The sequence below is a fragment of the Enterobacter cloacae complex sp. 370H10 genome (assembly GCF_050031535.1).
Taxonomy (GTDB): Bacteria; Pseudomonadota; Gammaproteobacteria; order Enterobacterales; family Enterobacteriaceae; genus Enterobacter; species Enterobacter intestinihominis.
The window spans coordinates 2,077,620-2,104,130 of sequence record NZ_JBLGWG010000001.1 but is presented as its reverse complement, the minus strand read 5'-3'; the positions used below and the strand labels follow the sequence as shown (position 1 = coordinate 2,104,130).

The 26,511-nt window shown below is 54.6% G+C and carries 28 protein-coding genes and 1 pseudogene; 20 read left to right on the top strand and 9 right to left on the bottom strand.

All coding sequences use genetic code 11. The features are described from left to right. Window positions 1-188: 188 nt before the first annotated feature. The 12 genes from blr (at window position 189) to gstA (ending at window position 10,380) form a co-directional block, all read left to right on the top strand. Complete coding sequence (gene blr, locus ACQG2Q_RS10370; protein ID WP_063849280.1) at window positions 189-326, top strand: division septum protein Blr; 138 nt, start codon at window positions 189-191, stop codon at window positions 324-326. Window positions 327-555: 229 nt separating this feature from the next. Then, window positions 556-771, top strand: coding sequence for a transcription modulator YdgT (gene ydgT, locus ACQG2Q_RS10365; RefSeq protein ID WP_000217941.1), 216 nt, complete (start codon window positions 556-558; stop codon window positions 769-771). Between the two features lie 85 nt (window positions 772-856). After that, complete coding sequence (locus tag ACQG2Q_RS10360; protein WP_046620103.1) at window positions 857-1,297, top strand: DUF2569 domain-containing protein; 441 nt, start codon at window positions 857-859, stop codon at window positions 1,295-1,297. 76 nt (window positions 1,298-1,373) lie between these two features. After that, window positions 1,374-1,955 (top strand): electron transport complex subunit RsxA, encoded by a 582-nt coding sequence (rsxA, locus tag ACQG2Q_RS10355; protein ID WP_022647920.1) that lies wholly within the window; start codon window positions 1,374-1,376, stop codon window positions 1,953-1,955. Beyond that, on the top strand, window positions 1,955-2,533 hold the full coding sequence (gene rsxB, locus ACQG2Q_RS10350) for an electron transport complex subunit RsxB (RefSeq protein ID WP_015570664.1): 579 nt from the start codon (window positions 1,955-1,957) through the stop codon (window positions 2,531-2,533). Before rsxA ends, rsxB begins: the two co-directional genes overlap by 1 nt. Further along, window positions 2,526-4,547, top strand: coding sequence for an electron transport complex subunit RsxC (gene rsxC / locus ACQG2Q_RS10345; RefSeq protein ID WP_063163284.1), 2,022 nt, complete (start codon window positions 2,526-2,528; stop codon window positions 4,545-4,547). Before rsxB ends, rsxC begins: the two co-directional genes overlap by 8 nt. Beyond that, window positions 4,548-5,600 (top strand): electron transport complex subunit RsxD, encoded by a 1,053-nt coding sequence (gene rsxD, locus ACQG2Q_RS10340; protein ID WP_022647918.1) that lies wholly within the window; start codon window positions 4,548-4,550, stop codon window positions 5,598-5,600. A 10-nt stretch (window positions 5,601-5,610) separates the two neighbouring features. Then, entirely contained in the window at window positions 5,611-6,231 is a 621-nt protein-coding gene (gene rsxG / locus ACQG2Q_RS10335) for an electron transport complex subunit RsxG (RefSeq protein ID WP_022647917.1), read from the top strand. Window positions 6,232-6,233: 2 nt separating this feature from the next. Then, the gene (locus ACQG2Q_RS10330) at window positions 6,234-6,920 is read left to right on the top strand and encodes an electron transport complex subunit E (RefSeq protein ID WP_003857592.1); all 687 of its coding nucleotides are present in this window, start codon (window positions 6,234-6,236) and stop codon (window positions 6,918-6,920) included. Continuing rightward, window positions 6,917-7,552, top strand: a complete 636-nt coding sequence (gene nth / locus ACQG2Q_RS10325; RefSeq protein WP_015570668.1) for an endonuclease III — start codon at window positions 6,917-6,919, stop codon at window positions 7,550-7,552. Before ACQG2Q_RS10330 ends, nth begins: the two co-directional genes overlap by 4 nt. 608 nt (window positions 7,553-8,160) lie before the next feature. Next, complete coding sequence (dtpA, locus tag ACQG2Q_RS10320) at window positions 8,161-9,669, top strand: dipeptide/tripeptide permease DtpA (RefSeq protein ID WP_023299961.1); 1,509 nt, start codon at window positions 8,161-8,163, stop codon at window positions 9,667-9,669. A 105-nt stretch (window positions 9,670-9,774) separates the two neighbouring features. After that, entirely contained in the window at window positions 9,775-10,380 is a 606-nt protein-coding gene (gene gstA, locus ACQG2Q_RS10315) for a glutathione transferase GstA (RefSeq protein WP_045308481.1), read from the top strand. Window positions 10,381-10,440: 60 nt separating this feature from the next. Here the strand turns inward: gstA and pdxY are convergent, their stop codons facing one another. The 5 genes from pdxY to anmK all read right to left on the bottom strand — a co-directional run bounded on the left by pdxY (window position 10,441) and on the right by anmK (window position 15,023). After that, window positions 10,441-11,301 carry a pyridoxal kinase PdxY gene (gene pdxY / locus ACQG2Q_RS10310; protein ID WP_063849281.1) on the bottom strand — a complete coding sequence of 287 codons (861 nt, stop codon included), beginning with the start codon at window positions 11,299-11,301 and terminating at the stop codon, window positions 10,441-10,443. A gap of 66 nt (window positions 11,302-11,367) precedes the next feature. After that, complete coding sequence (tyrS, locus tag ACQG2Q_RS10305) at window positions 11,368-12,642, bottom strand: tyrosine--tRNA ligase (RefSeq protein WP_022647913.1); 1,275 nt, start codon at window positions 12,640-12,642, stop codon at window positions 11,368-11,370. A 125-nt stretch (window positions 12,643-12,767) separates the two neighbouring features. Continuing rightward, window positions 12,768-13,424, bottom strand: a complete 657-nt coding sequence (gene pdxH, locus ACQG2Q_RS10300) for a pyridoxamine 5'-phosphate oxidase (RefSeq protein WP_023299958.1) — start codon at window positions 13,422-13,424, stop codon at window positions 12,768-12,770. Window positions 13,425-13,481: 57 nt separating this feature from the next. Next, window positions 13,482-13,805, bottom strand: coding sequence for a C-type lysozyme inhibitor (gene mliC, locus ACQG2Q_RS10295; protein WP_022647912.1), 324 nt, complete (start codon window positions 13,803-13,805; stop codon window positions 13,482-13,484). 93 nt (window positions 13,806-13,898) lie between these two features. Then, entirely contained in the window at window positions 13,899-15,023 is a 1,125-nt protein-coding gene (gene anmK / locus ACQG2Q_RS10290; RefSeq protein ID WP_096216901.1) for an anhydro-N-acetylmuramic acid kinase, read from the bottom strand. A gap of 255 nt (window positions 15,024-15,278) precedes the next feature. Here anmK and slyB point away from each other — a divergent pair, with 255 nt between their 5' ends. Continuing rightward, a complete protein-coding gene (gene slyB, locus ACQG2Q_RS10285; RefSeq protein WP_022647910.1) occupies window positions 15,279-15,746 on the top strand; it encodes an outer membrane lipoprotein SlyB in 468 nt (155 codons plus the stop codon). Window positions 15,747-15,942: 196 nt separating this feature from the next. Beyond that, a pseudogene (locus ACQG2Q_RS10280) lies at window positions 15,943-17,305 on the top strand (MASE4 domain-containing protein). A gap of 38 nt (window positions 17,306-17,343) precedes the next feature. Here ACQG2Q_RS10280 and slyA read toward each other — a convergent pair. Further along, window positions 17,344-17,784, bottom strand: a complete 441-nt coding sequence (slyA, locus tag ACQG2Q_RS10275) for a transcriptional regulator SlyA (RefSeq protein WP_063849284.1) — start codon at window positions 17,782-17,784, stop codon at window positions 17,344-17,346. A gap of 187 nt (window positions 17,785-17,971) precedes the next feature. Here slyA and ACQG2Q_RS10270 point away from each other — a divergent pair, with 187 nt between their 5' ends. The 3 genes from ACQG2Q_RS10270 to ACQG2Q_RS10260 are packed head-to-tail and all read left to right on the top strand — an operon-like array spanning window position 17,972 to window position 21,104. Then, window positions 17,972-18,208: a DUF1656 domain-containing protein gene (locus ACQG2Q_RS10270; RefSeq protein WP_022647907.1), complete on the top strand. Its 237-nt coding sequence runs from the start codon at window positions 17,972-17,974 to the stop codon at window positions 18,206-18,208. A gap of 2 nt (window positions 18,209-18,210) precedes the next feature. Then, window positions 18,211-19,071 carry an efflux RND transporter periplasmic adaptor subunit gene (locus ACQG2Q_RS10265; RefSeq protein ID WP_032624867.1) on the top strand — a complete coding sequence of 287 codons (861 nt, stop codon included), beginning with the start codon at window positions 18,211-18,213 and terminating at the stop codon, window positions 19,069-19,071. Continuing rightward, window positions 19,071-21,104, top strand: a complete 2,034-nt coding sequence (locus tag ACQG2Q_RS10260; protein WP_063849366.1) for an FUSC family protein — start codon at window positions 19,071-19,073, stop codon at window positions 21,102-21,104. The genes ACQG2Q_RS10265 and ACQG2Q_RS10260 overlap by 1 nt, the downstream gene beginning before the upstream one ends. Here the strand turns inward: ACQG2Q_RS10260 and sodC are convergent. The 3 genes from sodC to ACQG2Q_RS10245 all read right to left on the bottom strand — a co-directional run bounded on the left by sodC (window position 21,083) and on the right by ACQG2Q_RS10245 (window position 22,866). Beyond that, window positions 21,083-21,601 (bottom strand): superoxide dismutase [Cu-Zn] SodC, encoded by a 519-nt coding sequence (sodC, locus tag ACQG2Q_RS10255; RefSeq protein WP_022647904.1) that lies wholly within the window; start codon window positions 21,599-21,601, stop codon window positions 21,083-21,085. The two genes, ACQG2Q_RS10260 and sodC, sit on opposite strands and share 22 nt — an antisense overlap. Before the next feature lie 80 nt (window positions 21,602-21,681). After that, entirely contained in the window at window positions 21,682-22,578 is an 897-nt protein-coding gene (locus ACQG2Q_RS10250; RefSeq protein WP_038415946.1) for an aldo/keto reductase, read from the bottom strand. Window positions 22,579-22,626: 48 nt separating this feature from the next. After that, window positions 22,627-22,866: a DUF1289 domain-containing protein gene (locus ACQG2Q_RS10245; RefSeq protein WP_023299951.1), complete on the bottom strand. Its 240-nt coding sequence runs from the start codon at window positions 22,864-22,866 to the stop codon at window positions 22,627-22,629. 148 nt (window positions 22,867-23,014) lie between these two features. Here ACQG2Q_RS10245 and eptA point away from each other — a divergent pair, with 148 nt between their 5' ends. From eptA to ACQG2Q_RS10230, 3 genes are read left to right on the top strand one after another with little or no spacing between them, the layout of a single operon-like run. Next, window positions 23,015-24,640, top strand: coding sequence for a phosphoethanolamine transferase EptA (gene eptA / locus ACQG2Q_RS10240; protein ID WP_063849367.1), 1,626 nt, complete (start codon window positions 23,015-23,017; stop codon window positions 24,638-24,640). Between the two features lie 41 nt (window positions 24,641-24,681). Beyond that, window positions 24,682-25,281 (top strand): TetR/AcrR family transcriptional regulator, encoded by a 600-nt coding sequence (locus ACQG2Q_RS10235; protein ID WP_022647900.1) that lies wholly within the window; start codon window positions 24,682-24,684, stop codon window positions 25,279-25,281. Between the two features lie 53 nt (window positions 25,282-25,334). Further along, complete coding sequence (locus ACQG2Q_RS10230; RefSeq protein ID WP_063849285.1) at window positions 25,335-26,432, top strand: alkene reductase; 1,098 nt, start codon at window positions 25,335-25,337, stop codon at window positions 26,430-26,432. Window positions 26,433-26,511 lie beyond the last annotated feature (79 nt).

Sequence of the window (26,511 nt, the reverse complement as noted above, 5' to 3'; positions counted from 1 at the left end):
TGTGCTTAACGCACAGATTAATAATGTGCCCTGTGAGTTAAAATAGCATCTCGCGACAGCTTTTTTTGTTACCTCGCATTAAAGTGTGTATATGGGGCCCGGGAATCGTTCCCAAAGCGCTTGCTCTGTCGAAAAGGCCGCTGTAACATTTGTAATCTGTATTTAAGGATAAATTACAAACACAAAATATGTCATCAATAATTAATCGAATCAATGAATTAGCGGGATGGATTGTCCTTGGCGTTTCAGTCGTGTTGCTCGGCATTGCCAGCCATATCGATAACTACCAGCCGCCGGAGCCTGTTACTGTTGCTCAACAAAAGTAAGCCGCATCGTCATAAAGCGTGACACATTACGTCATGGAACGTATTGCCAGCCGTAATGAACGGGGTTACCCTTCTCTTCCAGGCATCTGCTGATGCCTGAATCTTCGCAAAGAAAACTCCTAATTTCGTCGCGTTACCCGAGTGGACAGTTTACGTCTTTATTAATCCGTTTATTATTCGAACGCATTACCTTTATGGGTATTACCCTTTTATATGGAAACTTATTAATATGACAGTTCAGGACTATTTATTAAAATTTCGCAAGATCAATTCCCTCGAAAGCCTGGAAAAACTGTTTGACCATCTGAACTACACGCTGTCGGATAATCAGGACATCATCAATATGTACCGCGCGGCTGACCATCGTCGCGCCGAACTCGTCTCTGGCGGTCGTCTGTTCAACGTGGGGGAAGTACCTAAATCTGTCTGGCGTTACGTTGTATAAGAAAGTAGCCTTCGGCGTGAAATGTTATATACTCTCCGCCCTGCAAATTTCTGTATAACATTTCGCGCAGACTATGGGAGAGCGTATGACCGCATTGCCTGGAGAGAGAATTGGGGGCTGGTTAATCGCCCCGCTGGCATGGCTGCTGGTGGCTTTATTAAGCGCTTCGCTGGCGCTGTTGCTTTACACCACTGCACTGGTTACTCCTCATGCTATCCAGACACTGATGTCTCAGAGCGCGCTCAATATTGCGACGTGGTTTGTGTCGTTCGTTTTCGCAATCGCGATGTGGTACTACACGCTTTGGCTGACCATCGCCTTCTTCAAACGCCGCAGAAGCGTGCCGAAACATTACATTATCTGGCTGCTGGTCTCCGTGCTGCTTGCCGTCAAAGCGTTCGCTTTTTCGCCAGTTTCTGACGCACTGGCGGTTCGCCAGCTACTCTTTCCGTTGCTTGCAACGGCGCTTCTGGTGCCCTATTTCAAGCGGTCGACGCGCGTTAAGAAGACCTTCGTTAACCCGTAATAACCTTACAGTTAACCTGTTGTGGCCTGTTGTCGTTTATCCGATAATAGGCGGCTCTTTTATTTCAGGCTAAATAATGACCGATTACTTACTGCTCTTTGTCGGAACTGTGCTGGTTAATAACTTCGTGCTGGTGAAGTTCCTTGGCCTGTGCCCGTTTATGGGGGTCTCCAAAAAGCTGGAGACGGCAATGGGCATGGGGCTGGCCACCACCTTCGTGATGACGATGGCCTCCATTTGCGCATGGCTGATTGATACCTGGATCCTGATCCCGCTGGACATGCTCTACCTGCGCACCTTGTCCTTTATTCTGGTCATTGCGGTGGTGGTGCAATTTACCGAAATGGTAGTGCGTAAAACCAGCCCTGCCCTGTATCGCCTGTTGGGTATTTTTCTGCCCCTCATCACCACCAACTGTGCTGTGCTGGGCGTGGCGCTGCTCAACATCAACCTTGGGCATAATTTCATGCAGTCGGCGCTGTACGGTTTTTCCGCGGCGGTCGGTTTCTCTTTTGTTATGGTCCTGTTCGCGTCGATTCGCGAGCGTCTGGCAGCGGCGGATATTCCCGCGCCGTTTCGCGGTAACGCCATCGCTCTGGTGACCGCAGGTTTAATGTCTCTGGCCTTTATGGGCTTTAGTGGTCTGGTGAAGTTGTAATGAGTGCTATCTGGATTGCCATCGCGTCCATCAGCGTACTGGGACTCGTCTTTGGCATCATTCTGGGTTATGCCTCCCGCCGGTTTGCGGTAGAGGACGATCCGGTGGTTGAAAAAATTGATGAGCTTTTGCCGCAGAGCCAGTGTGGGCAGTGCGGCTACCCTGGCTGCCGTCCTTACGCTGAGGCTGTGGGCGTGCAGGGAGAAAAGATCAACCGCTGCGCGCCGGGTGGCGAAGCGGTCATGCTTAAAATAGCTGCCCTGCTGAACGTCGATCCGCAGCCTGTCGACGGCGATGAACAGGCGCAGGAGCCCGTTCGTGCCCTTGCTGTTATCGACGAAGCCAACTGCATCGGCTGCACCAAATGTATTCAGGCGTGCCCTGTCGACGCCATTGTAGGCGCAACCCGCGCCATGCACACCGTTGTGGCGGACCTGTGCACCGGCTGTAACCTCTGCGTGGCCCCCTGCCCGACGCAGTGTATAGAACTCCGCCCGGTTGAAACGACGACCGAAAGCTGGAAATGGGATCTTCAGACCATTCCGGTTCGCAATATTCCTGTGGAACAACATGCTTAAGTTATTTTCTGCTTTCAGAAAAGAGAAGATCTGGGACTTCGACGGCGGTATCCATCCCCCGGAAATGAAAACCCAGTCAAACGGTACGCCGCTGCGTCAAATTCCGCTGGCGACCCGCTACGTGATGCCATTGAAACAGCACATCGGCGCGGAAGGCGAGCTGTGCGTGAAAGAAGGCGATACCGTCCTTCGCGGCCAGCCGCTGACCTTTGGTCGTGGACGTATGTTGCCGATACATGCCCCGACTTCGGGCAAGGTGGTGGCTGTTGCCCCCCATACCGTTGCCCATCCCTCGGCGTTGTCTGAGCTGAGCGTCATCATTGAAGCCGACGGGGAAGATCGCTGGATCGATCGTGACGGCTGGAGCGACTACCGTTCCCGCAGCCGTGAAGCGCTGATTGAACGCATTCATCAGTTTGGCGTAGCAGGTCTTGGAGGCGCTGGCTTCCCGACCGGCGCCAAGCTTCACGGCGGCGGCGATAAAATCGAAACGCTGATTATTAACGCCGCCGAGTGCGAACCGTACATCACCGCCGATGATCGTCTGATGCAGGACTGTGCCGCGCAGGTGGTGGAAGGTATTCGCATTCTTGCGCATATCCTGCAACCCCGCGAAGTGCTGATCGGTATTGAAGACAATAAACCGCAGGCCATTTCGATGCTGCGTGCGGTACTGGCGGACAGCCATGATATCGCCCTGCGCGTGATTCCAACCAAATACCCGTCCGGCGGGGCGAAGCAGCTGACGCAGATCCTGACCGGAAAACAGGTCCCCCATGGGGGCCGTTCGTCCGATATCGGCGTGCTGATGCAAAACGTGGGTACTGCCTACGCGGTGAAACGTGCGGTGATTGACGGCGAGCCATTGACCGAACGCGTCGTCACACTGACCGGCGAGTCCGTCTCCCGTCCCGGCAACGTCTGGGCGCGTCTGGGTACGCCGGTGCATCATCTGCTGGAACAGGCTGACTTCTGCCCGGGGAGCGAGCAGATGGTCATTATGGGCGGCCCGCTGATGGGCTTTACCCTGCCGTGGCTGGATGTGCCAGTGGTGAAGATTACCAACTGCCTGCTCGCCCCTTCCCCAACGGAGATGGGCGAAACGCAGGAAGAGAAAGGTTGTATACGCTGTAGCGCCTGCGCGGATGCGTGTCCGGCAGACTTGCTGCCGCAGCAGTTGTACTGGTACAGCAAAGGCCAGCTGCACGATAAAGCCCAGGCGCATAACCTGGCTGACTGTATTGAATGCGGTGCCTGTGCCTGGGTCTGCCCAAGCAATATTCCGCTGGTGCAGTACTTCCGTCAGGAGAAAGCCGAAATCTACGCTATCTCCATGGAAGAAAAACGTGCCGCTGAAGCGAAGGCCCGCTTTGAAGCGCGCCAGGCGCGACTGGAGCGCGAGAAACAAGCCCGTCAGGAACGCCATAAGCAGGCTGCCGTGCAGCCTGCGGCGAAAGATCAGGATGCGATTAACGCTGCCCTCGCCCGTGTGCGGGAGAAGAACGCGACTGCCGCTCAGCCGGTAGCGATCGTGTCTGGCCAAAAGCCGGACAATAGCGAAGCGATTGCCGCCCGCGAAGCGCGTAAAGCCGAAGCGCGCGCACGTCAGGCGGAGAAGGCGCAAAACGCCAAACCGGAAGCCGACACAGACCCGCGTAAAGCGGCGGTGGAAGCGGCTATCGCCAGGGCAAAAGCCCGTAAAGCCGGTCAACAGACAGTGGTGGTTGAACAGGAAGCGACCGATCCGCGCAAGGCGGCCGTTGAAGCCGCTATCGCCCGCGCCAAAGCACGTAAAGCGGCACAGCTTCAGCCTGCCGAAGAGAGTGAAGCGCCTGTCGACCCACGTAAAGCCGCCGTTGAAGCGGCCATCGCCCGTGCCAAAGCACGAAAAGCGGCACAGCAGGACGAACGGCCTGCGGCCGCCAACGACGATCCACGCAAAGCCGCAGTCGCCGCCGCGATTGCGCGTGTTCAGGCAAAGAAAGCCGCGCAGCAAGCCGTTAACGAGGATTAAATGGTTTTCAGAATTGCAAGTTCCCCTTACACCCATAACCAGCGCCAGACATCGCGTATTATGATGCTGGTGTGCCTGGCCGCGTTGCCAGGTATTGCCGTACAGTGTTGGTTTTTCGGCTGGGGTACGCTTTTCCAGTTAGTTCTGGGTTGCGCCAGTGCCGTCGCAGCGGAAGCAGCGATCCTGAAGCTGCGCAAAATGGAGGTGACTCGCATCCTGAGCGATAACTCCGCTCTGTTGACCGGCCTGTTGCTGGCCATCAGCATTCCCCCGTTCGCCCCGTGGTGGATGGTAGTATTGGGAACGGTGTTTGCGGTGATCATCGCCAAGCAGCTGTACGGTGGGCTGGGCCATAACCCGTTTAACCCGGCAATGATTGGTTACGTGGTGCTACTGATCTCCTTCCCGGTACAGATGACCAGTTGGCTGCCGCCGCATGAGATCGCCGCCACGGTGCCCGGCTTTATGGATGCCCTGAACGTTATCTTTACTGGCCACACCGCGATGGGCGCGGATATGAACGCGCTTCGCATGGGCGTGGATGGCATCAGCCAGGCCACCCCGCTCGATACCTTCAAAACCTCCCTGCGTGCCGGCCACAGCGTCGAGCAGGTGATGAAATCGTCTATTTACAGCGGCGTACTGGCGGGTGCGGGCTGGCAGTGGGTCAATCTGGCCTACCTGTTGGGCGGTGCCTTCCTGCTGCAACAAAAAGCGATCCGCTGGCATATTCCAGTGAGCTTCCTGGTGACGCTGGCCGTCTGTTCAACGCTCGGCTGGGTCATCTCACCTGAGTCACTGGCCAGCCCACAGCTCCATCTGCTCTCCGGCGCGACCATGCTCGGGGCATTCTTTATTCTCACCGATCCGGTCACCGCCTCTACCACCAACCGAGGTCGTCTGATTTTCGGCGCGCTGGCGGGCTTGCTGGTCTGGCTTATTCGCAGCTTTGGTGGCTATCCGGACGGCGTGGCATTTGCCGTACTGCTGGCTAACATCACCGTTCCGCTCATCGACTACTACACGCGTCCACGCGTGTACGGTCATCGCTAAGGGTTACGCCATGCTAAAGACTATGCAAAAACACGGCGTCACGCTGGCGATCTTCGCCGCCGCCCTCACCGGGCTGACCGCGCTGGTAAATGAACTGACGAAAAGCACCATTGAAGAGCAGGCAATGAAGCAGCAAAAGGCGTTGTTCGATCAGGTGATCCCATCAGACTTCTATGATAATAACCTGCAAAAAAGCTGCTTTGTCGTGCAGGCCCCGCAGCTCGGTAAAGGAAGCCACCGCGTTTATATTGCCCGTAAGGGCGAGAACCCGGTGGGTGCCATCATGGAAGCCACCGCGCCGGACGGTTACTCTGGCGCAATTCAGCTGCTGGTAGGCAGCGATTTTTCCGGCACCGTGCTGGGTACGCGCGTGACGGAACATCACGAAACGCCGGGCCTTGGCGACAAAATTGAAACACGCCTGAGCGACTGGATTTTACACTTTGCCGGTAAGATGATTCATGGCGAGGACGATCCTGCTTTCGCGGTGAAAAAAGATGGCGGTGAGTTTGACCAGTTCACGGGCGCCACGATTACGCCCCGCGCGGTCGTCAACGCCGTCAAACGCGCCGGTCTGTATGCCGAAACGCTGCCCGCGCAGATCAATCATCTTTCCGCCTGTGAGGAGTGACCATGAGCCAGGTTAAAGAGGTTATCGTCCAGGGACTCTGGAAGAACAACTCGGCATTGGTACAGCTGTTGGGATTGTGCCCGCTGCTGGCGGTGACGTCTACCGCCACCAACGCGCTCGGGCTGGGGCTGGCGACCACGCTGGTGCTGACCCTGACCAACTTCTCCATTTCTGTTTTGCGCCGCTGGACGCCATCGGAAATCCGTATTCCGATTTATGTCATGATCATTGCATCGGTGGTCAGCGTCGTGCAAATGCTGATTAACGCCTACGCATTTGGCCTGTACCAGTCGCTCGGGATCTTCATTCCGCTTATCGTGACTAACTGTATAGTCGTGGGCCGCGCTGAAGCCTTCGCGGTGAAAAACAACCCGGCAATTTCCGCGCTGGATGGGTTTTCCATCGGCATGGGCGCGACTGCCGCCATGTTCGTCCTCGGCTCTCTGCGTGAAATTCTGGGCAACGGTACGCTCTTCGACGGTGCGGACGCGCTGCTTGGCGGCTGGGCGAAATCGCTGCGTATCGAGGTGTTCCATACGGACACCCCATTCCTGTTGGCCATGCTACCGCCAGGCGCCTTCATTGGCCTTGGGATGATGCTGGCGTTAAAATACCTGATTGATGAAAAACGTAAACGCCGCGCCGCTGAACGCAGCGTACAGGAAGGGATCCCCGAGAAAGCAGTATGAATAAAGAGAAACGCATTGCGATCCTGACGCGCCTGCGCGATGAGAATCCTCATCCAACGACAGAGCTGAATTTTAACTCGCCGTTTGAACTGTTGATCGCGGTGCTGCTCTCTGCGCAGGCCACTGACGTGAGCGTCAACAAAGCCACGGCCCTGCTCTACCCTGTCGCCAATACGCCGCAGGCTATGCTGGAGCTGGGGGTTGAAGGGGTAAAATCCTATATCAAGACCATCGGCCTGTTTAACAGTAAAGCCGAAAACGTCATTAAGACCTGCCGGATCCTGCTTGAGCAGCACGGCGGTGAAGTCCCGGAAGATCGCGCAGCGCTGGAAGCGTTGCCAGGCGTCGGGCGTAAAACGGCAAATGTCGTGCTCAACACGGCGTTTGGCTGGCCGACGATCGCCGTGGACACTCACATCTTCCGCGTTTCTAATCGCACCCGGTTCGCGCCGGGTAAAAACGTGGAAGAGGTGGAAGAAAAGCTATTAAAAGTGGTCCCTGCGGAATTTAAGGTGGATTGCCATCACTGGCTAATCCTTCACGGGCGCTATACCTGTATTGCACGTAAGCCACGCTGCGGCTCCTGCATTATCGAAGATCTCTGTGAATACAAAGAAAAAGTCTACCCCTGAAGGTACATCCACTTGTTACTTTTCAAGACCTTAAATTAAACAAGGGCTCTGATATCTTCTCCCTTGGCCGTAATTTCCCCTCTCATTGTCCATAAAGCGTTGTCGATTCTGCGGATATTTAACACTCAAACAGGTTAATAGTTTTTTCATCACCAAAAATTTCTATACATCTGTGATCGCGATCACTCTGATAACTTGATGTTGGATTTTTGTTGTTAAAACCCTCTCCACGCCTTTGCCAGACAAGTTCTCATCCTTTACTCACCGCATATAAGACCAGTCATTTTTCAGAATATGGGCTATATCACTGCTTTTCACCCAAAATAGCAGAACATATCGCCATACAGCCATTCATCAGGGTCATTTACAGTGAAAAAAACCACCAATTCTCAAAGGATGAAATTTAACGCTGCATAACATTTGCGTGAACCGATGATTATACCGTCACAGTTATATGTAACATATTATTACAAACGTATTGCCAGATGGGGCTGGATAGTGAACATTACCCGCCGTTTCCCCTCCCAATATAACTATAAAGCGGATGGACTACGGTCATCACGCTATGAACACCCCCGTTAATATGGGATGTAAAAAAAGAGGTATATGTGTCTACTGCAAACAATAAACCAACAGATGAGAGCGTAAGTCTTAACGCTTTCAAACAGCCTAAAGCGTTCTATCTCATTTTCTCTATCGAATTATGGGAGCGTTTTGGCTACTACGGCCTGCAAGGGATTATGGCCGTTTACCTGGTTAAGCAACTGGGTATGTCCGAAGCCGATTCCATCACGCTGTTCTCGTCCTTCAGCGCTCTGGTCTATGGCCTGGTCGCCATCGGCGGCTGGTTAGGCGATAAAGTTCTCGGTACGAAACGTGTCATTATGCTGGGCGCCGTGGTTCTGGCGATTGGCTATGGTCTGGTTGCATGGTCCGGGCACGATGCGGGCGTGGTATACATGGGCATGGCTACCATCGCGGTAGGTAACGGCCTCTTTAAGGCTAACCCGTCCTCCCTGCTTTCTACCTGCTACAACAAAGATGATCCGCGTCTGGACGGTGCATTTACCATGTACTACATGTCCATCAACATCGGTTCATTCTTCTCTATGCTGGCAACCCCATGGCTGGCCGCGAAATTCGGCTGGAGCGTAGCGTTTGCGCTGAGCTTCGTGGGTATGCTGATCACCGTTGTGAACTTCCTGTTCTGTCGCAGCTGGGTTAAAGATTATGGTTCTAAACCAGACTTCGAACCCGTGCATATGGGCAAACTGCTGGCAACCATCGTCGGCATTGTGATCCTGGCCGCTGTAGCGACCTGGCTGCTGCACAACCAGGGTATTGCACGTGCCGTACTGGCCGTGGTTGCGCTGGGTATCGTGATTATCTTCGCTAAAGAAGCCTTCGCGATGCAGGGTGCGGCACGTCGTAAGATGATTGTGGCGTTCATCCTGATGCTGGAAGCGATTATCTTCTTCGTCCTGTACAGCCAGATGCCGACGTCTCTGAACTTCTTCGCAATCCGCAACGTTGAGCACTCCATCCTGGGTATCGCGTTCGAGCCGGAGCAGTACCAGGCACTGAACCCGTTCTGGATCATGATTGGTAGCCCGATTCTGGCCGCTATCTATAACAAGATGGGCGACCGTCTGCCGATGCCGCACAAGTTCGCGATCGGTATGGTGCTGTGCTCTGGCGCATTCCTGGTGCTGCCGCTGGGGACGAAATTCGCGACCGACGCGGGTATCGTGTCTGTTAACTGGCTGATCCTGAGCTATGCGCTGCAATCCATCGGTGAACTGATGATCTCCGGTCTGGGCCTGGCGATGGTTGCACAGCTGGTCCCTCAGCGTCTGATGGGCTTCATCATGGGTAGCTGGTTCCTGACGACCGCTGGCGCAGCCATCATTGCAGGTAAGATTGCGAACCTGATGGCGGTACCGGACAACGTTACCGACCCGCTGGTCTCCCTGAACGTCTACGGCACCGTGTTCATGCAAATTGGTATCGCGACAGCCGTAATTGCCGTGCTGATGCTGCTCACCGCACCAAAACTCAATCGTATGACGCAGGACGACGACAAATCCGCTAAAGCGACCAACACCGCGAACGCGTAATGTCATCGGGAAACGACTGAACAGAAGCCGCTAATTGATTAGCGGCTTTTTTTTTATCTGAACGCGCACTAACATAGCGGGAACCTCAGCAAAAAGGAGTTACCGATGAAACTGTTCTATAAACCGGGCGCCTGCTCTCTTGCTTCGCATATCACCCTTCGCGAGAGCGGTAAGGATTTCACGCTGGACGGCGTTGACCTGATGAAAAAGCGCCTGGAAAACGGGGGTGACTTTTTTGCGATTAACCCAAAAGGGCAGGTTCCGGCCCTGCTGCTGGACGATGGCACCCTGCTGACCGAAGGGGTGGCGATTATGCAGTACCTGGCCGACAACGTGCCTGATCGTCAGCTGCTGGCACCAACAGGCAGTATCTCTCGCTATAAAACCCTTGAGTGGCTTAACTACATCGCGACCGAGCTGCACAAAGGCTTTACGCCGCTGTTCCGCCCGGATACTCCTGAAGAGTACAAACCGACCGTACGTGCGTTACTTGAGAAAAAGATGCAGTACATTAATGAATCACTGAAAGACGATCAGTGGATCTGCGGTGCGCGTTTCACTATTGCTGATGCGTATCTGTTTACCGTTCTGCGCTGGGCGCGCGCGGTGAAGCTGAACCTGGAAGGATTAGATCATATTGCGTCGTATATGGAACGCGTAGCGGCACGCCCTGCGGTTGCAGCGGCGCTGAAGGCAGAAGGGTTGAATTAATCCGAGCGCGCTGTATTGCCGGGTGGCGCTGCGCTTACCCGGCCTACACTATCCCTGCTCTTACAATTGGGTTGCGCTGAAATAATGCTCGGGCTTCGCGATGCGATCCTGCGCCGCAACCACCTGTAGCTCATATTCCTGCATCGTCTTCGTCGCAATCATGATTTCATAAACGGCTGCGGTGACGTGCTCCAGCGCATCGCGCAGGCTTGCGCTCTGCAATAGCTTCACCAGCAGCAAACCGCTGGTCACATCCCCAACCCCGACAGGCTGACGTGTACCGAAATCCACCAGCGGTCGACTGATGTGCCAGGCTTCGTCCTTGGTCACCAGCAGCATCTCAAAACGGTCCTGGCTCAACCCTGCGCGTGCCAGGTGCTTAACCAGCACAATCTCTGGCCCCTGGGCGAGGAGCTCGCGAGAGGCGCGTACAGCCTCTTCTACGCTGTTGACTGGATGCTCGCACAGGATCTCAAGTTCAATCAGATTTGGCGCAATAATATCGCTGGCAGGCAATGCATGACGGACATGAAACTCCGCAACGCCCGGCGCGACGATGCAGCCTTTTTCCGGATGTCCCATCACCGGATCGCAGAAATATTTCGCCGCGGGGTTTGCCGCTTTCACCTGGCGCACAATGCCGAGGATATGTTCCCCCTGCTCCGCCGAACCCAGATAACCGCTCAGTACGGCATCGCAGCGTTTAAGCTGGTCGATATCCGCAATCCCCTGAACGATCTCCGTCAGATGCGACGGCGGCATCACGCAGCCGGTCCATTTACCGTACTGGGTGTGATTCGAGAACTGAACGGTATTGAGGGGCCAGACGTTGGCCCCGAGGCGGCGCATCGGGAATTCCGCAGCGCTGTTGCCAGCATGTCCAAAAACAACGTGGGACTGAATGGCGAGGATGTTCTTCATGTTGTACTTACCAAACCCTGTCAAAACAAAAGGGGCGTGGTTTCCCACGCCCCTGCGTACTTTTAATTACTTCCAGCAGACCAGGCAGTAATTTTTCTTACCGCGACGCAGCAGCGTGTAGCGACCATAGAGACGGTCGTTCTCGGTAAAGGTGTATTCCGGATCGGCCTGTTTTTCGCCATTAATGGTGATCGCGTTAGAGGCGATGGTTTTACGCGCCTGACCGCGAGACGGCTGGAGCTCGGAGTCCACCAGCGCCTGCATCAGATCGGCGCCTTTTTCCATCTCCACCATCGGCACGCCATCCTGAGCAAGCTGTTCGAAGTCCGCTTCGCTTAAATCGCTCAGGGTCCCGTTGAACAGGCTCGCCGTAATGCGTTTCGCCGCTGCCAGACCTTCTTCACCGTGAACCAGTTTAGTCACTTCGTCGGCCAGCACATACTGGGCGCGCGGTGCTTTACCGCTGTTCTTGTCTTCTTCTTCCAGCGCATTGATTTCTTCGATATCCATAAAGGTGAAGAATTTCAGGAAGCGATAAACATCGGCATCCGCCGTGTTGATCCAGAACTGGTAGAATTTGTACGGGCTGGTTTTCTTCGGATCAAGCCATACTGCGCCGCCTTCGGTTTTACCAAACTTGGTACCGTCTGCTTTGGTGATCAGCGGCACGGTCAGACCAAACACCTGATTCTGGTGAAGGCGACGGGTCAGATCGATACCGGAGGTGATGTTACCCCACTGATCAGAACCACCAATTTGCAGCGACACGCCGTGCAGCTTGTTCAGGCAGGCGAAGTCATACCCCTGCAACAGGTTGTAGGAGAACTCGGTGAAAGAGATACCCTGATCGTCACGGTTAAGACGCTGCTTGACCGCTTCTTTGTTAATCATCTGGTTAACAGAGAAGTGTTTGCCGATGTCACGCAGGAACGTCAGCACGTTCATGCCACCAAACCAGTCGTAGTTGTTCGCCGCAATCGCAGCGTTGTCACCACAGTTGAAATCCAGGAACGGTGCAACCTGTTTACGGATCTTATCCACCCACTCCTGCACGGTGTCTTCGGTATTCAGCTTACGCTCAGCGGCTTTGAAACTTGGGTCGCCAATCAGACCAGTCGCACCGCCAACCAGGGCAACAGGCTTATGACCCGCCATCTGGAAGCGTTTCAGGCATAACAATGGAACAAGATGCCCCAAATGCAAGCTGTCAGCGGTGGGATCGAAGCCGCAATAGAGCGCGATCGGGCCTTGCGCCAGTCGCTCTGCTAACGCTTCCTCGTCCGTCACCTGGGCCACCAGGCCCCGCTCTTGCAATTGTTTAATCAAGTTACTGCTTGCCATCAAATTCTCCATGTATAAACGACTGCACCTTTGCCGGTACACGACTTTTCGCCTGATGCGAAAGGACCATAGAATAAAGCGCCAGCGCGGTGTGCGCTAGCGCTTAAATCAACAAATTTTGGGGATTACGGTGCCAGTCGGTCTATTTTCCAGCCACCGTTGTCGCGCTGGTATAAAAAGCGGTCGTGCAGGCGGTGCTCACCGCCCTGCCAGAATTCCATCTGCTCAATGGGGATGCGGAACCCGCCCCAGAAACTCGGCAGCGGCACTTCACCCTGCTGAAACTTCTGTTTGAGTTCGAGGAATTTACTTTCAAGTACGCCGCGGGCCGAGATTCGGCTGGACTGTTTAGAAACCCAGGCGCCAATCTGACTGTCGCGCGGTCGGCTGTGGAAATATTTCACCACTTCGAGCGTAGAGAGGCGCTCTGCCTTGCCGGTAACCATCACCTGGCGCTCAAGCATATGCCACGGGAAGAGCAGGCTAATACGCGGATTATTTTCCAGGTGATGCGCTTTACGACTACCAAGGTTGGTGTAGAACACCAGCCCTTTCTCGTCATAATGCTTAAGAAGAACGATGCGTTGATACGGCTGACCGTTTTCATCAACCGTGGCAACGACCATCGCCGTCGGGTCGGCCAGTTTCGCTTCGCAGGCCTGCTTCAGCCAGCGTTCAAAAAGCACCAGCGGTTCGGCGGGAAGATCCTGGCGGCGCAGACCGCCTTTGGTGTATTCACGGCGCAGATGCGCAATTTGCTGTAGTTCGTCGTTTTCTGACATGGCGTTAGCTGAAAGTGAGGTTGGGTGGCGCTATTGTGCGCGCCCCCTTCAAAAATCTCAACGCTTCGGATTTTCCAGCTGACAATTGTTCAGCACAATGCGGTCTCGCTTATAGACGGTGGCGCTGTCACCTTTTGACCAGAAGACGTAGATCCCATCCGTGTAACGCGCCCCGGAGGCGGACATCCCCTGCTTCAGCGTCAACAACTTATTGTCATAAACAAAGCTGGCTTCCTGGCGAGTGTTGTTCAGCTTCACCGTCAGCGGTTTTTCATCACAACGATATTCCAGCGTATCGGTTTGCATACGCTCAACAAACTGGTTATAGACGCTGCATCCGGTCATAAGAAAAGGTACAGCAATGAGAAGAAGTTTTTTCATGGGCAGATTCCGAAGACTATCCTGGTCCTGGAGGGCCTAACCGCCCTCCTGTTTTTCCCTATTTTACGGGTTATGCCTCCCGCTGAATTTCAGTTAACTCTGATTATGGCGCGGATTTGCCGGGAAAATAGCACCGAGGATGCTCGCCTCCCGCGCACCGGTTACGGAGGGTAAATTCCCGGGCAGACCGGCAACCGTACGCCAGGCAAGCCAGGCGAAGGCCAGCGCTTCCATGTCGTCTCCGCTGATCCCGGCTTCGTCAGTGGTCGTGACTTCGGTGCCCGGCAGCAGGGCGGCGAGGCGTGCCATCAGGAGCGGGTTGCGGCTTCCGCCTCCGCATACCAGCAGACGCTCGCACCCGCCGCTGAGCAACACCTGTTCAGAAATCGACACGGCGGTAAGCTCAGTCAGCGTAGCCTGCACATCCTGAGGCGCAAGGCCGGGGAAGCGTGCCAGATGACGTTCAAGCCAGCCGTAGTTGAAATACTCTCGCCCCGTGCTTTTCGGCGCTGGCAGGGCAAAGAATGGATCGCTTAACAGGGCTTGCAGCAAGGGAAGGATCACTTTCCCCTGGCTGGCCCACTGCGCGTCTTTGTCGTAGGGTTTACCGTTCTGACGCCAGATCCAGGCATCCATCAGCATATTACCGGGCCCGGTATCGTATCCACGCACGGGCTGCCCGGGAATGAGCATCGACAGGTTGGCAATCCCGCCAATGTTCAGAACCATTCTGCGCTCCACCGGGTGCGCCAGCAGCGCCTGATGAAATGCCGGAACCAGCGGCGCCCCCTGCCCGCCGAGGGCTATATCGCGACGACGGAAATCCCCCACCACCGTCACGCCGGTTTTTGCCACAATCTGGTTATTATCGCCAATTTGCATCGTGTGCGGCGCCTCGCCGACAGGTTCATGCCAGACGGTCTGCCCATGGCAGCCTATTGCCACGACATCCTGCGGATGAAGTCTTTCTTGCTGCATCAGAGCCAGTACCGCATCAGCAAACAGCGCCCCCAGACGCACATCCAGTTGGCCCAGTTGGGAAAGCGTCAGCTGTTGCCCCTGGCAGATGCTCAGGATCTCTTCTTTTAACGAGACCGGAATAGGCCAGGTCAGGCTTGCCTGCTGCGCCACCATGTTTTCATCAATGGCGGCCAGAACGACATCCACACCGTCAAGACTGGTACCAGACATCACACCGATATAGCGACCCGATTTCATGCGCTTTCCTTACGTTACATGGGCTAAGTGCAACCACTCCATCATAAATAACGCTGCTTTGCTATCCGGTGATAATATTTTTTAACAATCTCAGACCTGTAGCACAGACGGATTTTGTTTATGTCCCGTTAAGCCCCGTTCAGGTAAAATTTATCTATTCGGCATGCAAAGATATGAACTGTGGTCAGGAATGCCATATAATTTAGCCATAACGGATGCCCCAACCGGGCGTTTTTTGGTGAACAGGAGAGTCAAATGATTTTACGTGTACTGGGCGTTTCGCTGATTGGTTTAACACTGGCGGGTTGTGTGAACGACAATTCACTCTCCGGCGACGTATATAGTGCTTCTGAAGCTAAACAGGTACAGAACGTGACCTACGGTACTATCGTTAATGCCCGTCCTGTTCAGATTCAGGGTGGTGATGACACGAACGTCGTGGGCGCAATCGGTGGTGCTGTGCTGGGTGGTTTCCTGGGTAACACCATTGGTGGCGGCACCGGTCGCTCTCTGGCTACCGCAGCAGGCGCAGTTGCAGGCGGCGTAGCGGGTCAGGGCGTTCAGGGTGCGATGAACAAAACTCAGGGCGTTGAGCTGGAAATCCGTAAAGACGATGGCAGCACCATTATGGTTGTGCAGAAACAGGGTAATACTCGCTTTTCTGCAGGCCAGCGTGTTGTACTGGCAAGCAACGGTAGCCAGGTCACCGTCTCCCCGCGTTAATATCCCGACGGATGCGGTCCTTTCGGGCCGCATCCATTTACAAAAACTATCATTTTAAAAAATGTATTTATAAAAATACATTCACACGGCGTATAATTAATTCCCTCTGATATTGTTCCTGCGCAAAGTATTTTTTATTTCCCTCCTTTAGACTCGTCTGATTCTCTTTTTCCTCTTTTTAATTTTTTAACATTCTATGCTTGCGAACTGTCGATTTGTAATGAACCGCTTTGTGGCCTTTGCACTTGGGTGCATTTTTATCATTGCCGTGTTACAAGGTTGTTTTATAAAACTTGTTGAATGGGTTCCTTCATTCTCTCCGCTATTTTTCCCTACGCTCACTATTTTTCTTCTGGTATTCCATCTGTTTATCGCCTGTTTTATGGCAATGAAATACTGGTGTGATAAAAAACGGCTATATCTCGTTCCGATTGCGTCAGCCTTTGCCGGTTCAGCACTGCTGATGGTGGGTACGCTATCCAGTTTTCCAGGCTGGCTGGATCTCTATCAGTTCAACGAGGCGAACTATAATGACGCGATGATCTTTTATATGTTCCGACACCTCTTAATGGCGGTGCTCATGATGGCCTCAGCCTTACTTTATACGCTTCGCGTTTCCCCCCTTTCACGAAGCACCCACATCGGTATTGTTGTCGGATCGGCTCTCTTTACGGGCTGCATGCTTTGGCTGGCGTGGTTCTATTCCAGCCATTCCACGACGTTAACCCTGGATCTTGTGGATAATGAAACCCGGCAGTTCATGATTCTCTGGAGCCAGACCATCAACATCATTTTGGTCATTCTTTGGGTTGTCACATTAATCACCCTGATGGTCGTGACCCGGATAAGAAATTTGTTCTGGGCGGGCGGCAATTTTTTTATGCGTCTGTTATGTCGTCACGCTGTTAATGCTGTTGTTAGGTGGATACGTAGAAGATGTATCATGGTACCGCGCCCGGTTATTCGAAACTATCGCGACATTAATGATTATTTTCATTTTGCTTTCCGACGTCTTTAATTTGTATCGTGACTCGCACGTCAAATACCAGCAGTCATATCAAAATTCAATCCGCGACCCGCTTACCCGTCTTTATAATCGCAGCTATTTTTATGATTCATTAAACTATGCCCTCAGCTCTGCAACGGAGGCACACCCGGTATCGGTGGTGGTAAGCGACCTTGACCGTTTCAAACGTATCAACGACTGTTACGGGCATTTGCAGGGCGATAAGGTATTACAGTTCGTCTCTAATCTGCTGACGGATTCCGTGCGCCCCCAGGATATCGCGGCCCGAATCGGTGGTGAAGAGTTTGTGTTGATGCTGACAAATACCCCTTCAGACGCCGCGCGGCAGGTGGCCGAGCGCATTCGCCTCAAGCTGAGCGGGTTTGATAAAGCCAGCAGCGGCGGTCATCTGCCGGAACCCATTACCATCAGCATGGGCGTATTCACCGCAACCTCGCCGGAAACCAGTGCGGAAACCTGCGTGGAGAGCGCGGATAAAGCCATGTATGAGGCAAAAGAGACAGGGCGCAACCGGGTGGTGGTGTTCAGATAATAAGAAAGGCCTTGATTTCGCAAGGCCTTTACGTTCGGTCAGTCGCGAGACTGCAGATCGTGGATGTTCTGCTCAAGACGGGCGATGAGTCCTATCAGCATCTCCAGCTCAGCGGGGGAAATACCTTCAAGGATCTCCCCACGCGTTTTACTGATGACAGCTTCCATCTCAGTAATAATCGGGGCCGCTTTTTCCGTCAATTTGATCTGCTTGGCGCGACGGTCGCTGGCGCAGGTTTGTCGGGAGATAAGTCCCTTCTCTTCCAGTTGGTCAAGAGTGCGCACCAGTGACGGCTGCTCAATGCCAATCGCTTTTGCCAGTTGGATCTGTGACTGGTCGGGCGGGAGCTGATGAATGTTATGCAGCGTAACCCAGTGCGTCTGCGTGAGTTCCAGAGGTTTCAGGCGATGGTCAATCAGAGCACGCCAGATGCGTACCAACCTTGCCAGATCAGAACCTAATGGCGATTCCAATTTCATCTCCTTATAATTAGCTTGCTAAGTGATTATAGTGATTTTAGAATAGTTTGCAGTATTTGTATTGCCAAAACAAATGCAATCACGGTATTCATCATTCCTGAAAGGATGATTTACACTGAACGGTAATGCGCCATCGCATTGAAATATGCCATTGTGGCCCTCACCCCACTGCAAAGGATCACTGCTTGTGACGTTCTTTTCCCTCTCCGCAGGGTTGCCCCTCCAGGATCTGATTGTCGGCGCATCGGTCTACTTTCCGCCACTGTTTAAAGCCGTGATGGTCGGTTTTGTGATCTGGCTCATTGCGCATCGTCTGCTGCGCGACTGGATGTATTCCGGTGAAATCTGGCACCCGATGTTAATGGATCTCTCCCTGTTTACCCTTTCCGTCTGTCTTGGCCTTGCCGTGTTAACCGTGTGGTGAGAATAGCATTGAAAACGTTAAAATATTTTTCCACTCTTTTCGTTTTAGCGCTGGCGCTTATGGCCGGCTGGTGGCTCTGGAATTATTACATGCAGTCGCCCTGGACGCGTGACGGCAAGATCCGCGCAGAACAGGTCAGCATCACGCCACAGGTGTCCGGCAGTATCAGCGCGCTGCTGGTGAAGGACAACCAGTTCGTTCATGCGGGCGATGTGTTATTCCGCATCGATGAGACCCCTTTCCACATTGCGGTGCTCAATGCCCAGGCGCAGCTCGCAAAAGCTCAATCAGATCTGGCAAAAGCCAATAACGAAGCCGAACGTCGCCGACATCTGTCGAGGAATTACATCTCTGCGGAAGATCTCGATACCGCCAATATCAATGTAAAAGCCATGCAGGCCAGCCTGAAGGTTGCAGAGGCAACGCTGAAACAGGCCGAGTGGCAACTGACCCAGACCGTTGTCAAAGCTCCGGTGGATGGATGGATCACGAGCCTGTCGACCCGTGTGGGGGATTACGCCACCACAGGCCAGCCGGTCTTTGCCCTGGTAGATAGCCACTCTTTCTATGTTGTAGGTTATTTTGAAGAGACCAAGCTGCGCCATATCCGCGAGGGTGCGCCTGCCCGGATCACGCTTTACAGCGGTGCAGAAACGTTACAGGGTCACGTTAGCAGCATAGGTCGGGCAATTTACGATCAGAGCGTGGAAACCGATTCTGGCCTGGTGCCTGACATCAAACCCAACGTACCGTGGGTGCGTCTGGCTCAGCGGGTGCCTGTTCGCGTCGAGTTTGAGCAACTGCCGAAAGACATTACTCTGGTCTCTGGCACAACCTGCACCGTCGCCATCGGATCGCGATGATGAACCTGGGGGCTTTCTCCTGGCGCAATACGCCGTGGATAAAAGCGACACGGCCGCAGTGGCGTTACGCGCTGCGTAACGGCATCGCCATGTGCCTTGCGCTTACGGTTGCCTATTATCTGAATCTGGATGAGCCTTACTGGGCGATGACCTCTGCGGCGGTCGTCAGCTTCCCTACCGTCGGGGGCGTTATCAGTAAAAGCCTCGGGCGCGTGGCGGGTAGCCTGCTGGGTGCGACCGCTGCACTGCTTCTTGCCGGCCATACCCTGAACGATCCCTGGCTCTTTCTGTTAAGCATGTCGGCATGGCTGGGGCTGTGCACCTGGGCCTGCGCCCATTTTACCAACAACGTTGCGTACGCGTTTCAACTGGCAGGTTACACTGCAGCCATTATCGCCTTTCCGGTCGTCAACGTGCTGGATACCACCGAGCTATGGGACATCGCCCAGGCACGCGTATGTGAAGTGATGGTCGGCATTCTGTGCGGCGGCGTCGTGATGATGATCCTGCCCAGCACCTCGGATGGCACTACGCTTATCACCGCCCTTAAAACGATGCACGCGCGTTTGCTGGAACATGCCAGCCTGCTCTGGCAGCCTGATAGCAGCGATAACATCCGTCTAGCACACGAAAAGGTCATCGGCCAGATCCTGACCATGAATCTGCTGCGCATCCAGGCATTCTGGAGCCACTACCGTTTTCGTCGCCAGAACACGCTCCTGAACTATTTACTGCACCAGCAATTGCGGATGACGAGTGCGATCTCAAGCCTTCGCCGGATGTTGCTGAACTGGCCTGCGCCGCCAGCCCATACCCGGGAAGTTATCGAGGCGCTGCTCGCCGCCCTTGCGCGTCCGGATGCCGATATCTATACCGTGGCCCGTATTATCGCGCCGCTCACCCCAACGGATGAATATGATTACCGGCACCGCGCCTTCTGGCAGCGTCTGAACTATTTCTGCCGCCTGTATCTGCGCAGCAGCCGCTGGTTAAAAGCCGTCGAAAAAGCCACGCCCGTCACCGAATTTTCCGTTCCCGGTAGCCCAGCGCTGGCACGCCATACCGACGCAATGGAGGCGCTGTGGAGCGGTTTTCGTACGTTTTGCGCGTTGACGGCCGTGGGCGCATGGGCCATCACCACGCAATGGGATGCGGGCAGTGCAGCCCTGACGCTTGCGGCAATCAGCTGCGTGCTCTATTCCGTCGCAGCTTCCCCGTTTAATTCCCTGACGCTTCTGCTGCGTACGCTGGTACTGCTGTCGCTGTTCAGCTTCGTGGTGAAATTTGGTTTGATGGTGCAGATAACCGACCTCTGGCAATTTCTGCTGTTTCTCTTCCCGCTATTAACCACCATGCAGTTGCTCAAACTGCAAATGCCAAAACTGGCCGGTCTGTGGGGGCAGTTGATTGTTTTTATGGGCTCATTTATCTCTGTAACGAATCCTCCGGTTTACGATTACGCTGATTTTCTCAACGATAACCTGGCGAAGATCCTCGGCGTGGGGCTGGCGTGGCTGGCTTTCGCCGTGCTACGCCCGGGCTCAGATGCGCATAAAGGCCGCAGGCATATTCGTGAGCTGCGCAGGGGTTTTGTCGATCAACTGAGTCGCAGCCCGCATCTGCGTGAAAGCGAGTATGAATCGCTGGTTTACCATCATGTCAGCCAGCTGAACAACAGCCAGGATTCCCTCTCACGTCGCTGGCTACTGCGCTGGGGCGTGGTGCTGCTGAACTGTTCGCACGTGGTGTGGCAGCTGCGTGCCTGGGAGACGCGTTCCGACCCGCTTTCGCAGGTCCGCGATAATTGTATTTCCATGCTCCGCGATGTGATGAGCGAGCGCGGAGTTCAGCAACGCCCCCTGAGCGTCACGCTCGCCGAGCTTCAGCGTATTTGCGACGCTCTGGCGCACCACCATCAGCCTGCGGCCCGCGATCTGGCGTCCATTATCTGGCGGCTGCACTGCTCCCTGTCACAGCTTGAACAGGCGCCGCCACCCGGAACAATTGGCGATCAGATCACCCCGCAGGCATAGCGCGCCCCGCCGCCGCCAAGCGGTTTAGGTTGATCGGACATGTTATCGCCGCCCACATGGACCATCAGCGCCTTGCCTTTGACCTCGTCAATCTTTTTCAGCCGGGGCGCAACAACCGGATCGGTGGCTTTACCGTCGTTATTCACCACCAGCACCGGCAGATCGCCGAGGTGCCCCATACCTTCCGGGCCTTCATGCTTACCAGAGTTGTGCGGATCCAGATGCCCCCCAGCGGCCTCAGCGGCTGAAGGTTTCCCCTCTTTCATTGCAGGTTGACAGCTGCCTTTGGCATGAACGTGAAAACCATGTTCACCGGGTGGAAGGGCCTTGAGATCGGGAGCAAATTCCAGCCCTTTATCGGTTTCGGTGATTTTCACCGTCCCGATGGACTGGCCTACCCCCTGAGAAGTGACGAGATTCATTTCAACTTCTTCGCTGGCTGCCTGCGCTCCTGCGCAAACAACCAGCGTGACCACTGCCAGAGCAAAACGCTTCATATGACCTCCACGGGTTATTTTTTGCACCTTAAGTCTATACCAGAGGCGCAGATTTCACCGGAAAGTCAGACCCCACGCACTCAGGGTACGTCGTAGCCCAGAGCCGCCTTGCGGATGCGGAACCACTGCTGACGGGACATATCCAGCTCTTCAGCAACAAGTGCAGCGCGGACACGCTCAATTTTGCCGGAGCCGATAATCGGCAGCGGTTTAGACGGCAGGCGCAGGATCCAGGCGTAAACCACCTGCTCAATACTCTCCGCATTCAGTTCGCGGGCCACCGTTTCAAGCTCGTTACGCAGCGGCTGGAAGGCCTCATCGTTAAACAGGCGGCCGCCTCCCAGGCAAGACCAGGCCATTGGACGGATGCGCAGCTGTTGCAATTGGTCGAGCGTGCCATCCAGCAGCAGCGGCTGATGAACAGGCGAAATCTCCACCTGATTCGTCGCCAGCGTAAACGGCAGGCGAGACTGCAATAGCGCAAACTGTGCCGGGGTGAAGTTAGACACGCCAAAATGACGCACTTTGCCGCTCTGGTGTAGCGTCAGGAACGCTTCCGCAACCTCATCCGCTTCCATCAATGGATCGGGACGGTGGATAAGCAGCAGGTCGATACGATCGGTGGCCAGGTTGACCAGTGACTGCTCGGCGCTTTTAACGATATGCGCGCTGTCAGTGATGTAATGCCCAAGTGCATGCTCCGGTTTTGCTGTGGTGGCAATACCGCATTTGGTCACAATCTCCATACGTTCACGCAGCGCTGGCGCACGCTTCAGCGCTTCGCCAAAAGCGGCCTCGCACTGATAGCCGCCATAAATATCAGCGTGATCGACGGTGGTGATCCCGAGATCGAGATGCTCTTCTATAAAGTCCGCCAGCTGGACCGGAGACATATTCCAGTCCATAAGGCGCCAGTAGCCCATAACGAATCGGGAGAATTCCGGGCCCTGCGGGGCAAGGGTAATACGCTGAACCATAACATTTTCCTCAAGGAAGTCATGTCACCAGTATACGCAATTACCCTGCTAAAACAGTGAAGGTTGCTGAGGTTCTTCGGTTTCAACCGCTTTGTTTGCACGAATTTTGCGCAGCAGACGTTGTCGGCAGAGCCGTAAGACCTCCTGCTTTTGCGCGTCGCTGAAATTTTGCCAGTTAAAACGTTCATCGCGTGTGCGCATGCAGCCACGGCAGTATCCTCGTTCATCAACCTGGCAAATACCCCGGCACGGGCTCTGGACAGGGAAAAATTCCAGTTGCTCTGCCACACCTACCTCCAGAACGTCATTATTCCCTACAGTGAAGACCCTAAATGGCCTGCATGCAAGGAGTGTCCGTCACAAACAGGGCATTAAGGTTTCGCTAATCTTCCCTTCTTATACTCGCCGCATTGATATAATGAATGGTCTGGTCATCATGTGGCTCACTAAAAAGTTACACTGTAACGATACGAAATTTACCCTCGCCTGTGCGCTTTTCTTCACCGTGTTCAATGCGCTGTTTATCCAGCGCAGCTGGTCAATTATCGCACCTGCCCGTCTGCACGACGTGCTTTTTGCCGCCAGTGTGCCGCTGGTTCTGTTCTGCGGCTGGGTCATTGTTTTTAGCCTGCTGAATATTCCCTTTATTCGCAAGCCGCTCATGATTGCCCTGACCATAGGATGCGCCGCCGCGACCTGGTTTATGTATACCTATGGCGCGGTTATCGATCAGAACATGATTGTGAACGTGTTTGAGACTAACTCCCAGGAAGCGACAGCCCTGGTAACGCCGCAGCTGATCCTGTGGCTGGCCGTCGCGGGTCTGGTCCCTTCCGTCATCTTAGCCCTGACGCGCATTCGAACCGGAAAATGGTGGTATGCCCTGCTAACACGTTTCGCCGCTATACTCGGTGCGCTGCTGGTGATCATTCTCGTCGCGGCAGTGTTCTATAAAGACTATGCTTCGCTGTTCCGCAATAACAAAAGCATCGTCAAAATGGTCACTCCGGCGAACTACGTGAGCGCCGTTGTGAAGTACAGCAAAATGCGCTGGTTTGCCGGCGACCAGACGCTGGTCCGCATTGGCGAGGATGCCCATAAAGGGGCGCTGATTTCCGGCCAACGTAAGAAAACCGTGCTGGTTCTGGTGGTGGGCGAAGCCTCCCGCGCTGCAAACTATTCGTTAAATGGTTACCCGCGTGAAACCAACCCCGAGCTGAAAAAGCGGGATGTCATCAACTTCCCTCAGGCCTCCTCCTGTGGCACGGAAACCGCCGTTTCCGTCCCCTGCATGTTCTCCGGCATGACGCGAAAAAAATATGACCCGGACCTCGCCCATCATCAGGAAGGACTGCTCGATGTGCTTAACCACGCCGGGTTCAACCTGCTGTGGCGCGACAATGACGGCGGGTGTAAAGGTGCCTGTGACCGCGTGCCGCACACGGATATGACCCAGTGGAAACTGGATCAGTTCTGTAAGGACAAATCCTGTGTCGACGACGTCAACCTGTACCGCCTGGACAACGTGCTGGACGGAATAAAGCAGGATACCGTACTGGTGATACACCTGATGGGCAGCCACGGTCCGGCTTATTACAACCGTTACCCGGCCCGCTTCCGGAAATTCACCCCAACCTGCGATACCAATGAAATTCAGGATTGCGATCATCAGTCGCTGATCAATACCTATGACAACTCGATTCTGTATACCGATAGCGTGCTCAGCCGAACCATCGACGCGCTAAAAGCCCGGAAGGCCAGTATGAACACAGCGCTCATTTACCTCTCCGATCACGGCGAATCGCTGGGCGAAAGCGGAATTTACCTGCACGGTACGCCGTATATGCTGGCCCCGGAGCAGCAAACGCATATTCCGTTTATGTTCTGGCTCTCCCCGGACTATGCGAAAAACTTCGGCGTAAACACAGATTGCCTGCGTAACCATGCTGCAAAAGAGGCAGTTTCACAGGACAATTTGTTTGCCACGGTTCTGGGCATGATGGACGTGAAATCAGTGGTTTATCAGCCGCAGCTGGATATTTTGTCGCAATGTCGTCGCTAAGCGGGCTTGCATTAGACCGAACGGTCTATTAGAGTAAGAGCATGAGCAGACATACAGAACACGATACACGAGAACATTTGCTGGCTACCGGCGAGCGCCTTTGCATGCATCGCGGGTTTACCGGTATGGGGCTGAGTGAGTTATTAAAAACCGCTGAAGTGCCTAAGGGATCGTTTTATCACTATTTTCGATCCAAAGAGGCGTTTGGCGTAGCCATGCTGGAGCGGCACTACGCCAGCTACCATCAGCGCCTGGCAGCCCACTTCGCCAGCGGCGAAGGTGACTACCGGGATCGTGTTCTGAACTACTATCAGGAAACGCTGACGCAGTTCTGTCAGCAGGGCATCATCAGCGGCTGCCTGACGGTAAAACTGTCTGCCGAAGTGTGCGATCTCTCCGAAGATATGCGCACCGCCATGGATAAAGGGGCCAGCGGCGTAATCGCTCTGCTGGCTCAGGCGCTGGAAAAAGGCCGCGATGAAACAACGCTCTCCTTCTCCGGCGATCCGCTCACGCAGGCACAGGTGCTCTATTCCCTCTGGTTAGGCGCCAACCTGCAGGCAAAAATGTCTCGCAGCGCCGTGCCGCTCGAAAGCGCGCTGGCGCATGTGAAAAACTGTATTACCGCGCCTGGCGTGTAGCCGGCGTTTTTATTTACCCTTTTACTAGTCGACTGGTCTACTCAGGAGCCATTATGTCCGCTGAAAAGCTATTTACCCCACTGAAAGTGGGTGCCGTTACTGCCCCAAACCGCGTGTTTATGGCCCCACTTACCCGTCTGCGCAGCATCGAGCCGGGAGATATCCCAACGCCATTGATGGGTGAGTATTACCGTCAGCGCGCCAGCTCGGGCCTGATTATTTCCGAAGCCACGCAGATTTCTGCCCAGGCTAAAGGCTACGCCGGTGCGCCGGGTCTGCACAGCCCGGAACAGATCGCCGCGTGGAAAAAAATCACCGCAGGCGTTCATGCTGAAGATGGCCGTATTGCGGTTCAGCTGTGGCACACCGGTCGTATCTCGCACAGCAGCATCCAGCCTGGCGGTCAGGCGCCCGTTTCTGCCTCTGCCCTGAATGCGAATACCCGCACTTCCCTGCGCGATGAAAACGGTAATGCTATTCGCGTCGACACCACCACGCCACGCGCGCTTGAGCTGGACGAGATCCCGGGTATCGTGAATGATTTCCGTCAGGCCGTCGCCAACGCCCGTGAAGCGGGCTTCGACCTGGTTGAGCTGCACTCTGCGCACGGCTACCTGCTGCACCAGTTCCTGTCACCGTCTTCCAATCAGCGTACCGACCAGTACGGCGGCAGCGTTGAAAACCGCGCGCGTCTGGTGCTTGAAGTGGTAGATGCCGTGTGTAATGAGTGGAGCGCAGATCGCATTGGTATTCGAGTTTCCCCAATTGGTACCTTCCAGAACGTCGACAACGGTCCGAACGAAGAAGCGGATGCGCTGTATCTGATTGAAGAGCTGGCTAAACGCGGTATCGCGTATCTGCACATGTCCGAGCCGGACTGGGCAGGCGGCAAGCCCTACAGCGAAGCCTTCCGCCAGAAAGTTCGCGATCGCTTCCACGGCGTGATTATCGGGGCGGGCGCTTATACGGCAGAGAAAGCCGAGGATCTGATCGGTAAAGGTCTGATCGACGCCGTGGCCTTTGGCCGTGATTACATTGCTAACCCGGATCTGGTTGCCCGTTTGCAGAAGAAAGCCGAACTGAACCCGCAGCGCCCTGAAAGCTTCTATGGCGGCGGCGCGGAAGGTTATACCGACTACCCTTCACTGTAATCCCGCTTTGTACATTGATAGCGGCGACCTTTCGCCGCTATACTAAAACATCGTTTCTGTTCAAAAAGATAATCCATTC

Excerpts from the sequence above, each read along its gene's own strand:
- blr (WP_063849280.1), top strand. The coding sequence starts at position 189 with ATGTCATCAATAATTAATCGAATCAATGAATTAGCGGGATGGATTGTC.
- ydgT (WP_000217941.1), top strand. The coding sequence starts at position 556 with ATGACAGTTCAGGACTATTTATTAAAATTTCGCAAGATCAATTCCCTC.
- ACQG2Q_RS10360 (WP_046620103.1), top strand. The coding sequence starts at position 857 with ATGACCGCATTGCCTGGAGAGAGAATTGGGGGCTGGTTAATCGCCCCG.
- rsxA (WP_022647920.1), top strand. The coding sequence starts at position 1,374 with ATGACCGATTACTTACTGCTCTTTGTCGGAACTGTGCTGGTTAATAAC.
- rsxB (WP_015570664.1), top strand. The coding sequence starts at position 1,955 with ATGAGTGCTATCTGGATTGCCATCGCGTCCATCAGCGTACTGGGACTC.
- rsxC (WP_063163284.1), top strand. The coding sequence starts at position 2,526 with ATGCTTAAGTTATTTTCTGCTTTCAGAAAAGAGAAGATCTGGGACTTC.
- rsxD (WP_022647918.1), top strand. The coding sequence starts at position 4,548 with ATGGTTTTCAGAATTGCAAGTTCCCCTTACACCCATAACCAGCGCCAG.
- rsxG (WP_022647917.1), top strand. The coding sequence starts at position 5,611 with ATGCTAAAGACTATGCAAAAACACGGCGTCACGCTGGCGATCTTCGCC.
- ACQG2Q_RS10330 (WP_003857592.1), top strand. The coding sequence starts at position 6,234 with ATGAGCCAGGTTAAAGAGGTTATCGTCCAGGGACTCTGGAAGAACAAC.
- nth (WP_015570668.1), top strand. The coding sequence starts at position 6,917 with ATGAATAAAGAGAAACGCATTGCGATCCTGACGCGCCTGCGCGATGAG.
- gstA (WP_045308481.1), top strand. The coding sequence starts at position 9,775 with ATGAAACTGTTCTATAAACCGGGCGCCTGCTCTCTTGCTTCGCATATC.
- pdxY (WP_063849281.1), bottom strand. The coding sequence starts at position 11,301 with ATGAAGAACATCCTCGCCATTCAGTCCCACGTTGTTTTTGGACATGCT.
- tyrS (WP_022647913.1), bottom strand. The coding sequence starts at position 12,642 with ATGGCAAGCAGTAACTTGATTAAACAATTGCAAGAGCGGGGCCTGGTG.
- pdxH (WP_023299958.1), bottom strand. The coding sequence starts at position 13,424 with ATGTCAGAAAACGACGAACTACAGCAAATTGCGCATCTGCGCCGTGAA.
- mliC (WP_022647912.1), bottom strand. The coding sequence starts at position 13,805 with ATGAAAAAACTTCTTCTCATTGCTGTACCTTTTCTTATGACCGGATGC.
- anmK (WP_096216901.1), bottom strand. The coding sequence starts at position 15,023 with ATGAAATCGGGTCGCTATATCGGTGTGATGTCTGGTACCAGTCTTGAC.
- slyB (WP_022647910.1), top strand. The coding sequence starts at position 15,279 with ATGATTTTACGTGTACTGGGCGTTTCGCTGATTGGTTTAACACTGGCG.
- slyA (WP_063849284.1), bottom strand. The coding sequence starts at position 17,784 with ATGAAATTGGAATCGCCATTAGGTTCTGATCTGGCAAGGTTGGTACGC.
- ACQG2Q_RS10260 (WP_063849366.1), top strand. The coding sequence starts at position 19,071 with ATGAACCTGGGGGCTTTCTCCTGGCGCAATACGCCGTGGATAAAAGCG.
- sodC (WP_022647904.1), bottom strand. The coding sequence starts at position 21,601 with ATGAAGCGTTTTGCTCTGGCAGTGGTCACGCTGGTTGTTTGCGCAGGA.
- ACQG2Q_RS10250 (WP_038415946.1), bottom strand. The coding sequence starts at position 22,578 with ATGGTTCAGCGTATTACCCTTGCCCCGCAGGGCCCGGAATTCTCCCGA.
- eptA (WP_063849367.1), top strand. The coding sequence starts at position 23,015 with ATGTGGCTCACTAAAAAGTTACACTGTAACGATACGAAATTTACCCTC.
- ACQG2Q_RS10235 (WP_022647900.1), top strand. The coding sequence starts at position 24,682 with ATGAGCAGACATACAGAACACGATACACGAGAACATTTGCTGGCTACC.
- ACQG2Q_RS10230 (WP_063849285.1), top strand. The coding sequence starts at position 25,335 with ATGTCCGCTGAAAAGCTATTTACCCCACTGAAAGTGGGTGCCGTTACT.